Source organism: Streptomyces sp. NPDC050315, assembly GCF_040655775.1.
In the GTDB taxonomy this organism is placed as follows: domain Bacteria; phylum Actinomycetota; class Actinomycetes; order Streptomycetales; family Streptomycetaceae; genus Streptomyces.
In genome coordinates this window covers 391,796-402,250 of the sequence record NZ_JBFAKN010000009.1, presented here as the reverse complement: position 1 = coordinate 402,250, position 10,455 = coordinate 391,796, and the positions used below count along the sequence as shown (strand labels likewise).

8 protein-coding genes and 1 rRNA gene are annotated in these 10,455 nt (G+C 71.0%); 3 read left to right on the top strand and 6 right to left on the bottom strand.

What is annotated here, in order from left to right:
• Positions 1 to 91: ribosomal RNA gene (rrf, locus tag AB0I82_RS30945) — 5S ribosomal RNA — on the top strand; the annotation flags it as partial.
• A 120-nt stretch (positions 92 to 211) separates the two neighbouring features.
• Here the strand turns inward: rrf and AB0I82_RS30940 are convergent.
• The 6 genes from AB0I82_RS30940 to AB0I82_RS30915 form a co-directional block, all read right to left on the bottom strand.
• A complete protein-coding gene (locus AB0I82_RS30940; protein WP_363260734.1) occupies positions 212 to 1,816 on the bottom strand; it encodes a type IV secretory system conjugative DNA transfer family protein in 1,605 nt (534 codons plus the stop codon).
• A 197-nt stretch (positions 1,817 to 2,013) separates the two neighbouring features.
• On the bottom strand, positions 2,014 to 3,453 hold the full coding sequence (locus AB0I82_RS30935; RefSeq protein ID WP_363260733.1) for an ATP-binding protein: 1,440 nt from the start codon (positions 3,451 to 3,453) through the stop codon (positions 2,014 to 2,016).
• Positions 3,454 to 3,481: 28 nt separating this feature from the next.
• Positions 3,482 to 5,044: an SCO6880 family protein gene (locus AB0I82_RS30930; RefSeq protein ID WP_363260695.1), complete on the bottom strand. Its 1,563-nt coding sequence runs from the start codon at positions 5,042 to 5,044 to the stop codon at positions 3,482 to 3,484.
• Positions 5,041 to 6,387: a hypothetical protein gene (locus AB0I82_RS30925; RefSeq protein ID WP_363260693.1), complete on the bottom strand. Its 1,347-nt coding sequence runs from the start codon at positions 6,385 to 6,387 to the stop codon at positions 5,041 to 5,043. The genes AB0I82_RS30930 and AB0I82_RS30925 overlap by 4 nt, the downstream gene beginning before the upstream one ends.
• Positions 6,377 to 7,240 carry a hypothetical protein gene (locus tag AB0I82_RS30920; RefSeq protein WP_363260692.1) on the bottom strand — a complete coding sequence of 288 codons (864 nt, stop codon included), beginning with the start codon at positions 7,238 to 7,240 and terminating at the stop codon, positions 6,377 to 6,379. The genes AB0I82_RS30925 and AB0I82_RS30920 overlap by 11 nt, the downstream gene beginning before the upstream one ends.
• 432 nt (positions 7,241 to 7,672) lie before the next feature.
• Positions 7,673 to 7,981: a hypothetical protein gene (locus AB0I82_RS30915; RefSeq protein ID WP_031067282.1), complete on the bottom strand. Its 309-nt coding sequence runs from the start codon at positions 7,979 to 7,981 to the stop codon at positions 7,673 to 7,675.
• 378 nt (positions 7,982 to 8,359) lie between these two features.
• Between AB0I82_RS30915 and AB0I82_RS30910 the strand changes: the two genes are divergently transcribed.
• Both AB0I82_RS30910 and AB0I82_RS30905 read left to right on the top strand, forming a co-directional pair.
• Positions 8,360 to 9,361, top strand: a complete 1,002-nt coding sequence (locus tag AB0I82_RS30910; protein ID WP_363260691.1) for a bifunctional lytic transglycosylase/C40 family peptidase — start codon at positions 8,360 to 8,362, stop codon at positions 9,359 to 9,361.
• Positions 9,362 to 9,594: 233 nt separating this feature from the next.
• Positions 9,595 to 10,413, top strand: coding sequence for a phosphatase PAP2 family protein (locus tag AB0I82_RS30905; protein WP_363260690.1), 819 nt, complete (start codon positions 9,595 to 9,597; stop codon positions 10,411 to 10,413).
• The last annotated feature ends 42 nt before the right edge of the window (positions 10,414 to 10,455 follow it).

The window sequence follows — 10,455 nt, the reverse complement described above, 5'->3', positions numbered from 1 at the left end:
GCCCGGTTACATTCCGAACCCGGAAGCTAAGCCTTTCCGCGCCGATGGTACTGCAGGGGGGACCCTGTGGGAGAGTAGGACGCCGCCGAACAATCATTGTGGGAAAGCCCCGCACCGTATGGTGCGGGGCTTTCCTGCGTTTACGGCCCATAGCCATAGCCGGCCAGGGCACCCCTGGCAATGGCCGGCCCAGGGCCCCGGCCTGAGCGGCTCAGACCGGTAGGGGGCTGTGGGGCCACCGGTTGCGGGACTGTTCGGGGGAGCGGAGGGTGGCCAGGGTCAGGAGGCCCTGGGCGGCGCCCGATTCGAGGAGTGCGGGGAGTGCGGGGATCGGGGCGAGGGCCGCGATGTCGTCGAGGACCAGGGTGAGTGGTGGGTCGAGGCGACCGTCAGATGACCGTTCGGCCATGCGGCGGCCGCGCTCGACCACGCTCGAGACGAGTGCGGTGAGCAAAGGCATCGCACCCGGTGTCGTACGCGGGTCCTCGATCGACTCGCCCACTACATAAAGCGTTCCCCCCTCGGTCACGAAGGAATCAAGCGCGAGCGCATCGGCCCGCCCCGGATTGCAGGCGTCCCGGATGTGGACGGAGGAGAGGGCGGCGAGCGCGCGGGCGACCAATTGCTGGGCCATGTCGCGGCGTTCGGGGTGGGCTGTCAGTACGGACTCCAGCTCGCCGGCGCGGCCGGCCGCGGCCTTGGAGTTCGTACGGAGTATGCGTACGGGCTCATGGGCGGCGCCGCTGCCCTGGGCCCAGCGGTGGATCTGCCGGAAGGGCCTGCCGTCCACGGCGGCCGCGTGCAGCCAGCAGCGCAACAGCGTCTCAGCGGCGTCCGCGACGGCCGAATCGAGCGTGCTCATCGGGCGGACGGGGGCGAGGAGGGCGGCCGCGCGGGTACCGGCGACGGCGATGTCCTCGCAGCCGGCGGTGGGGGACCAGCGCAGGCGCGCGGGGGTGTCGAGGAGGTGCAGCGGGTCGTACGCGTGCAGCGGGCCGAGCTTCGCGCGGGCGTCCTTGCTCTCGGCCCAGAGCGTCGGGTCGGTCGTCGCCACGAGGAGCGGCCCCTCGGCGGCGGTGATCGCGGCGAGCGCGGCGGCGCGGGCCGCGGGGCGCTCGGTGCGGTGGTGATAGTGGACGCGGGGGAGCGCCGCGGCGCCTTCGTCGGGAGTGCCTGTACGGGCGTCTGCGGGCGGCGCCGGGACCGGGACGGCTACGGGTGCGGCAACGGGTGCGGCAGCGGCCTCCGCACCCGTCGTACCGCCTTGCACGGCGGTCGCAGCGGCCTCCGGGGCGTGGGCCGGGGAGGCCGCGGGGGTGGTGACGGCTGCGGAGGCGGGTTCGGGGGCAGGGGTGGCGACCGGAGCTGCCGGCTGCTCCGGTGTCGGCTCCTTGGCCATCCGTACCGCGCCTGCGGGCTGCCCCGGCGCGGCGGAGGCGTCCGCTCCCTGCACGGCGCCCTGGGTGCGCCGGCCCGCGCGCTGCTCTGCGCGCCGTTGCGCCCGTACCGCGCGGAAGCGGGTGATCGTGCCGAGGGCGAAGACCGTGAGGACGATCAGGACCATCAGTTCGCTGATGAAGACGCCCCAGAAGAGGCCGTAGCCGGAGAGCTGGCCGTCGGGCGTGGCGGGCCAGGCCGCGGGCAAGTCGTGCGGCTGGGTGACCAGTTCGCGCATGGCCAGGGGGGTGTGGGTGAACGCCAGCCGGTCGGGCCAGCTGCCGTGGGCGAAGAGGCCGGAGACGCCCGTGGCGAGCCATACCAGGACGGTCAGGCCCAGGAGGAAGGCCAGCACGCCGACGAGCAACGAGTCGGGGATGCCGCGCTCCCGACGCCGGGGCCCGGCTCCGCCGCCGGCTCCGTCCGCTCCGTACGCCTGCCCTCGCCGGTCGTATCGGTCGTACCCGTCGCTCACGCCACCGACCCGTCCTTCGTACCGCCGGTCGGTCCGCCTCGCAGGCCACCGACCCGTCTTCGTACCGTCGTTCTTCGTGCCGCCGCAGCCCGCAGCCCGCGCTATGCCACCGTTTCGCTCGATTCGTTGCTGAGCTGGCGGGCCAGGGCCATCGCTTCGGCGCGTGCTTCGGCCTCGGCGTCCGCCGCGCGCTCCAGGGCGCGGGCCTCCTCCGTGGGTTGGCCGGAGGCGTCGGCCACGGAGGACTCGGTCATGGCGCGGTCGGTGTAGACCAGCGGGCGCTCGGCTTCGGTGATCAGGTGCTTGACGACCTGGACGTTGCCGTTGACGTCCCAGACCGCGATGCCGGGGGTGAGGCTGGGGATGATCTCCACCGCCCAGCGTGGCAGGCCCAGCACCTGTCCCGTGGCCCGTGCCTCGTCCGCCTTCTGGGCGTAGATCGTCCTGGTCGACGCCATCTTGAGGATGGCCGCCGCCTCCCGTGCCGCCGCGCCGTCCACGACGTCGCTGAGGTGGTGGACGACGGCGACGAAGGAGAGGCCCAGGCGTCGGCCGAACTTCAGCAGCCGCTGGAAGAGCTGGGCGACGAACGGGGAGTTGATGATGTGCCAGGCCTCCTCGACCAGGAAGATCCGTTTCTTCCGGTCGGGGCGGATCCAGGTGTGCTCCAGCCACACGCCGACGATCGCCATCAGGATCGGCATCGCGATCGAGTTGCGGTCGATGTGCGAGAGGTCGAAGACGATCAGCGGCGCGTCGAGGTCGATGCCCGCGGTCGTCGGGCCGTCGAACATGCCGCGGAGGTCACCGTCGACGAGCCGGTCCAGTACGAGGGCCACGTCCAGGCCCCAGGCCCGTACGTCGTCCAGGTCGACGTTCATCGCCTCGGCCGACTCCGGCTTCGGATGGCGGAGCTGCTCGACGATGTCCGTGAGGACCGGCTGGCGGTCGGTGATGGTCTCGTTGACGTAGGCGTGCGCGACCTTGAGCGCGAAGCCGGCGCGCTCGTCGAGGCCGTGGCCCATGGCCACCTCGATGATCGTGCGGAGCAGCGCCAGCTGGCCGGTTGTGGTGATCGACGGGTCCAGCGGATTCAGACGGATGCCGCCGTTCAGGGCCGCCGTGGGGTCCAGCCGGATCGGGGTTATGCCGAGCTGTTCGGCGATGAGGTTCCACTCGCCGACGCCGTCCTCGCCCTGCGCGTCGAGGACGACGACCTGGCGGTCGCGGAAGCGGAGCTGACGCAGTACGTACGTCTTCTCCAGCGCGGACTTGCCGTTCCCGGACTCGCCGAGGACGAGCCAGTGCGGGGCCGGCAGCTGCTGGCCGTACAGCTGGAAGGGGTCGTAGATGTACCCCTTGCCGCTGTACACCTCGCGGCCGATGATGACGCCGGAGTCGCCGAGGCCTGGCGCCGCGGTGGGCAGATAGACGGCCTGGGCCTGCCCGGTGGAGGTCCGTACGGGCAGCCTGGTCGTCTCCACCTTCCCGAACAGGAAGCTGGTGAACGCCTCGGTGAGCGCGGCGAGCGGATCGAGCATGGCCATGACGTACGCGCCTCCCAGCGGCTTAGCGGCGGATCCCGGTCGCGAACGGAAGCGTGTTGACGAAGGCCCTGTGGTGCTCGCGGTCGCACCACTCCAGCTTGAGGTAGGACTTGCCGGCCGAGGCGCGGATGGTCCGCTTGTCGCGGGCCAGCGCCTCGGGGGAGCGGGACGAGACGGTGAGGTAACCGACGAGGTTCACCCCGGCCGCACCGGACGCCAGGTCCTCGCCGCGCTGGTCGACGCGGCCGTGGTGGGCCACGTCGCGCGGGTCCACCACGCGGTTCATCTTGGCCGCGCGGCTGGCCTCCGCGTCGTCGTTCGTCTTCTCGGTCAGCATGCGTTCGATCGCGACCTCGGTCGGCTCCAGGTCCATGCAGACCGCGACCGTACGGATCACATCAGGGGTGTGCACGAGCAACGGTGCGAGGAAGTTGACGCCGACCGGGGTCAGCGGCCACTCCTTGACCCACGCGGTGGCGTGGCACCAGGGCGCGCGGGTCGTCGACTCGCGCGTCTTGGCCTGGAGGTACGTGGGCTCCATCGCGTCCAGCTCGGCCGGCCAGGCGTTGCGCTTGCTCATCGCCTGGATGTGGTCGATGGGGTGGTCCGGGTCGTACATGGAGTGCACGAGGGAGGCGAGGCGCGCCTGGCCGAGGGGCTGGCGTACGCGGATGTCGGCCTCGGCGAGGCGGGCGCAGATGTCGGTCAGCTCGCGGGCCATGACGACGGCGAGGCCCGCGTCCTTGTCCAGGCGCTTCCGCAGCAGCCCGCCGTTGTGCGCGCGCGCCGCGCGGGCCATGGTCTCCGCCTCGGCGGCCAGCTCACGGGTGTAGTGCATGCAGGCGACGAGGTACGCGCGGTGCTGCTCGGAGGAGGTGGAGACCATCGACTGCAGCTGGTCGTACGAGTCCTGCAGCCAGGCCGGGGAATTCCGGTCGCCGCGCTGGGCGACGTCCTTGGCGTGCGCGTCCGGGTCGGCGGGGAGGGTGCGGGCGAGCATCTGCAGGCGGGTCACGAAGCCGTCGCCGTTCGCGACGTGCTTGAGCAGCGTGCCGAAGCGGTCGACCAGGGCCTCCTGGTCCTCGCTGTCGCGCAGGCCGACGCCCGGGCCCTCGATCTCTATCGCCGCGGTGACCGTGCGGCGGTCGGCGTGCAGCAGTACCGCGATCTCGTCCGGGCCGAAGGGCGCGGAGAGCCAGTTGATGCGGCCGATGCCGGGCGGCGGGCCGATCTCCACCTCGCGGCCGTCCAGGCTGACGCCGGCTTCGGGCGCGCCGGAGCGGTACGTCGTGCCCTTGCGCAGCGTGCGCTTGTAACTGCGGTTGATCTCGAACCACTTGTAGAACGTCCGGCCGCGGTACGGGACGTACACCGCGGCCAGCGCGATCAGCGGGAAGCCGGCGAGCGTCACGATGCGCAGCGGCAGTACGGGCACGAGGAGGCCGCACATCATGCCGAGGAACGCGCCGGCGATGATCAGGGCGATCTCGCCGGTCTCGCGGTTCTTGCCGATGACGGCGTTGGGGCGGGCGCGGCCGATCAGATACGTGCGTCGGGGCGTGACCGGGTGGGACTGGGTGCTCAACGCCCATCACCTCCTGCTGTGTTGCCGGTGCGGGCGGAACCGCCCGAGGCTGCGCCGGGGCGGCCCGGGCTCGTACGGGGTGCGGGTGGGGCGGCCGAACCGGAGCCGCCGGACCCGCTGCGGGAGCTGTGCGCGGCGACGCCGCCGGCCACGGCGTCGGCCGGGCGGGACTGGCCGCCGCTGCCGTTCTCGCCGGTGTTGCCGCCGCCGTTGCGTGAGCTGTGGGTCTTGATGCCCTGGGAGACGAGGGCGGCGGGGGAGGAGATGAGCGCGGCGGCCTGACTGCCGTCCGTCGCGGCCTTCTTGTTCGTACGCGCGGCCATGATCTCGTCGCCGAAGCCGGGGACGAAGCGGTAGATCATCGCGCTCGCGAAGATGGCGAGCAGGATGATGGCGAGGCCGGAGACGATGGCGGAGAAGGAGTCCGGGCCCCGCTCGGAGGAGAGGGCGCCGGCGACGCCCAGCACGATCACGATGACCGGCTTCACCATGATCACGGCGATCATGATGCCGGCCCAGCGGCGGACGTGGCCCCACATGTTCTTGTCGACGAGGCCGGCGTAGACGACGGTGCCGAGCAGGGCGCCGACGTACAGCAGGGCGGCGCGGATCACGAGCTCCAGCCAGAGGATGCCGGCGGCGAGCACGGAGACGAGGGCGACGACGATCAGCATGATCGGGCCGCCGCCGATGTCCGTCCCCTTCTTGAGGGCCTCGGAGAAGGCCCCGAAGAAGATGTCGGTCTGGGCGCCCGTCCCCTTCGCGATGATCTCGGTGACGCCGTCGGTGGCGGAGACGACGGTGTAGAGGATCAGGGGGGTGAAGGCGGAGGCGAGGACGGTGAGCCAGAGGAAGCCGACCGCCTCACTGATCGCCTCGGTGAGGCGGACGCCGCGGACGGCGCGCTTGGCGACGGCGAGCAGCCAGAGCACGAGCGTGAGGATCGTGGAGGCGGCGAAGACGACGGCGTACTGCCGCAGGAACGCGGCGTTCGTGAAGTCGACTTGCGAGGTCGCCTTCACAGCGTCGGACAGCTTGGTGACGATCCACGCGGCGGCGTCGGCACAGCCCTTGGCCAGGGACTGGAGGGGGTCGAGGGGGTTGCTGTCGCCGATGGCCGGAGGACTGGACGAATCGCCGGTCCCTCCCGAACCGCGCTCCTCGCAGAGCTCCTTGGCCTTGTCGGTGAGGAGGTCACAGGGGTTGTCGCTCGGCTTCGGCGATGGCTCGGCGAAGGCACGCGAGGCGAAGAGGACGACCCACGTCTGGACGCCGGTGAACGCTGCCGCGAGCGAGAGGGTGCGGCGGCCGGGCATACCGGTGCGGGGAGACTTACCGGGCATACGTGAACCCTCCGAACCCTTCGACGGCCTTGGACATCTCCTCGGCCGTCGCAGCGGCCTGGTCTCGGCCGACCGGTGCCGGCCCCTTCTTCTGCGAGACGTCGGTGACCTTCCAGTCACCACCGGCCCACTGCAGCTTCATGGTGGTCGTGTACCAGCTCTCCGTGACCGGGTTCTCCGATCCTTCACCGGCGAGGCCGAACAGGGAGGAGTACCAGACGGCGACCGTGGCGGACGTCCCCCCGAACTTCTCGACCTTTGTGCCGACCGGGTTCGCCCGGGACACGAATGTCATGCCGTCCGGCACGGTCCCGTCCTTGCCGAGGCCTGCGCCGGCCAGAACTTCCGGATCGCCGTAGACCCTTCGCAGCGCCTTCTTGCGGTCGGCGGCGGCAGAAGGGGCGTAGACCGCCTCGATGATCGCGTCGCGCGCGTCGGGCTTGTACATGCCGTCACTGGCGAGGGCCACCGCATAGTTCGCCGCCGCCGACTGGGCTCCCTGTTCGGACTTGGGGAAACCGGAGGGGATGGCGGGATTCTGCGAGTTCTTGCCGGAGACCGGTTGTTGGCCCGTGGGGCTGGTGGGCTGGGCCGCCGGTGCCCCGGAGTTGGTGTCGGTGGAGTCGGGATCGGAGGTTCCGCCGCCGCGGTTGGCGAAGGCGATGGCTGCGATGAGCAGGACGACGACGCCGACGATCGTCACCAAGTTGCGGCTGGACATGCCGCCGCGGGGGCGGCGGCCCGTGCCGTACACGTCGCCCTCGCTGCCGGGAAGTCTGGTACGCGTCTGGCCGGCGGGACCCTGGCCGCCGTACTCCCCGCCGCCGTACGCTCCGTCATCTCCGAGACTCATGGTGCCTGTGCCCCCTCAACCGGCATCGCTGCCGTTTTCGCCGTCGCCTTGCCGCAACCCGGGTACGACCGTAGCCGCGTGCGAGGCGGCCAGGGCGTCCTGGTACGAGTACACCCCACTGTGACGGAACGGCGAACCCGCCCGCAGCGCCTGTGGATAACTACGCGGCGGGTTCGGAATCCGCTGTGGGTGGGTGGACGGAATGGGCATCAGCATGTGGCCTCGGGTGGGAATGTGGGCCAGGCGGGGCGGCCGCGCACAGCCGACGACCATGGGACGTGAGCCGGGGCGCGGCGCGGGAGAGCGCGTGGTGGGCGCGTGGACGGATGGGCGGGGCGTACGGGCGGGCGTACGACAGTTGTACGGAATCGGGGCGCGGCGGCGGGTGTTCCGCGGCAGCCGCGCGGCCCGGCGGGGTGATGTTTCGGCCGGCTAGACCGCCATCCCGTAGACGATGGTGAAGAGGGTGCCCAGGGACCCGATGATGAAGACGCCGGTCAGACCGGCGACGATCAGGCCCTTGCCCTGCTCGGCGCTGAAGGTGTCGCGGAGAGCCGTGGCGCCGATGCGCTGCTTCGCCGCACCCCAGATCGCGATGCCGAGGCAGAGGAGGATGGCCACCGCCATCACCACCTCGACCATGACGCGCGCCTCGTTGCCGAGACTCCCGAACGGGCCCCAGTCCGGGGCGATTCCGCCGATAATGGTGGTGATGTCGCCCTTTTCGGCCGCAATGAACATAAGTGAACTCACCGCCCCTAATGGGTTGTTGTGTCCCGCACCACATGGCACGGCCAGCCTCTATCTTCGCTGACATTTGCCCGTGGCGATGTCGACTTGGCGTCAAACTTTGGCGGATCCCGTGTGGGCGGCGGGAGCAGGGGTGCGCACGTCGTCCGTAGGGCCCCACTTTTTCACCGTGTGTACCATGCCGGGTCACGCTGAGCAATCGACGGCCGGGCGGCGGTCGATTGGCGGCCGGGCGAGTCGAGGGCGGTCGCGGGCGGCGCGGCCGTGGCCGAAGGAACTGTGTGCGGAGAACGCCGGTTTGAGGCGGGGCGGACACGGACACGGTTCGTCGGTAGCCTGACGGGGGTCGACGTGGGGGTGAGGGGTGCGGTGCGCAAGGTCTGGATGGGAGCGGGGATCGGCGCGGGCCTCGGGGCCTGTTTTCTCGCGCTGCTGATCATCGGTACGTACGCGGCGGCCGGGCTCGGCGGGGCCGCGGGACGGGTCGTCGGGCTGGCGAAGGGCGCGGTGCCGGCGGCGTACCAGCCGCATGTGCAGAAGTGGGGCACGCTGTGCCCCGCGATCAACCCGGCGCTGCTGGCCGCGCAGCTGTACCAGGAGAGCGGCTGGAACCCCAAGGCGCAGAGCCCGGCCGCGGCGCAGGGACTCGCGCAGTTCATCCCCGGCACCTGGGCCACGCACGGCGTCGACGGGGACAACGACGGCGACAAGGACGTGTGGGACCCGGTGGACGCGATCGCGTCGGCGGCCTCGTACGACTGCGAACTGGCCAAGTACGTGAAGAACGTCCCGGGGGACGCCACGCACAACATGCTCGCGGCGTACAACGCGGGCGCCTACCGCGTCATCCAGTACGACGGCGTGCCGCCGTACCGGGAGACGCAGAATTACGTCAAGGTCATCACCACCCTCGCGAAGAGTTTCGAAGCCCCCACGCAGCGGGTGCAGCCCTCGCAGCAGGCGGCCGGGGCCATTTACTACGCACAGAAGAAGCTCGGGACGCCCTACCTGTGGGGCGGGAACGGGACGCCCGAGCAGGGTGGCCGGTTCGACTGTTCCGGACTGACCAAGGCCGCTTTCAAGTCGGTCGGGGTCGAGCTGCCCCGTGTCGCCAACGACCAGTGGAACGCCGGGCCGCATCCGAAGCGGGACGAGCTGCTCCCCGGGGACCTGGTGTTCTTCGCGCACGACCTGAAGGACCCGCGGTCGATCCACCATGTCGGGATCTACGTGGGCGGCGGCTACATGATCAACGCCCCGTACACGGGGGCCGTGATCCGGTTCGACAAGATCGACACCCCTGACTACATCGGTGCCACTCGCGTCACAGAAGATGGCGCAAAAGCGCTCCCGCGTCGGAACGCTGCGTGAACATGGGGCCTGAGCTGCGGAGATGAGTCAAGCTTCGATAACGTCCTGGTGATCATCCGGTGGAATGTGGAACGTCGCGCGGGTGCATGACGTTTCCTTGGAGTGGGTGTGAGCGGCGCTGCCGGAGCACGGCTGACGGAAGCCGCGGCGCACACCGCAATTGCTCGACGACCACGGGGGTTGGCAGCACTCGGACGGCGCTTATGCGCGCGAAAGGTTAGGGGCCCCGGCACATGGCTGGACTCGCACTGGACGGGTCGAACCCCGACGTTGGCCTGCTCTTCGAGGTCAACGGCCTCGCCAAGGACGCTCCGCACTGGTTCGACCAGGTGATGGAGTACGTCGGCGAGTACGGCATCATCGCCGGGCTGGCGATCCTGTGCCTCATCGGCTGGTGGGGCGCACGGAAGAAGGCCGACGCGCCCGCCGCCGTGGCGGGCCTGGTGTGGGCGCCGCTGGCCGCCGGCATCGCGCTGCTGGCCAACATCCCGATCCGGGAGTTCGTGGCGCGGCCACGCCCGTTCCGGGACCACCAGGGCCTGGAGGTCCTGGTGCAGGGCAAGAACGACTTCTCGTTCGTGAGCGACCACGCCACGCTGACCATGGCCATCGGCGTCGGCATCTTCATCGCGCACCGCAAGTACGGGCTCATCGGCATCGGCCTGGCGCTCCTGGAGGGCCTGTGCCGGGTCTACATGGGTGTGCACTACCCGACGGACGTGATCGGCGGGTTCGCGCTGGGCACGGCGGTCGCGCTGCTGTTCGCGCCGCTCGCCCAGGCGCTGCTCGTGCCGCTCATGAAGGCGATCGCGGCCTCCCGCATCGGGGCGCTGGTCCAGGTGCCCCGCGCGGGCACGGCGCATGCGGGCGGAGCGGGCGAGGGGGACGGCGCGGCTGTGACGGACGCGTTCGGGCCCGCGGGGGCGGCCGGTGCCGTCGGGGCCGGGGGCCCCGACGGGTTTCCGGAGCCGCCCGGCCCGGCCGGCGCGCCGCGCCGTACGGAGGGCGTACCGGCCGGCCGCAAGGACCGGGACAAGGACCTCGCCGCCTGAGCAGAGGTGAGCAGAGGGACGCACACGTCGGCCCCGCCTGGA

Bases quoted from the DNA above. Each gene is read 5' to 3' on its own strand.
- AB0I82_RS30935 (WP_363260733.1), bottom strand. From the start codon at position 3,453: ATGCTCGATCCGCTCGCCGCGCTCACCGAGGCGTTCACCAGCTTCCTG.
- AB0I82_RS30915 (WP_031067282.1), bottom strand. From the start codon at position 7,981: ATGTTCATTGCGGCCGAAAAGGGCGACATCACCACCATTATCGGCGGA.
- AB0I82_RS30925 (WP_363260693.1), bottom strand. From the start codon at position 6,387: ATGCCCGGTAAGTCTCCCCGCACCGGTATGCCCGGCCGCCGCACCCTC.
- AB0I82_RS30920 (WP_363260692.1), bottom strand. From the start codon at position 7,240: ATGAGTCTCGGAGATGACGGAGCGTACGGCGGCGGGGAGTACGGCGGC.
- AB0I82_RS30905 (WP_363260690.1), top strand. From the start codon at position 9,595: ATGGCTGGACTCGCACTGGACGGGTCGAACCCCGACGTTGGCCTGCTC.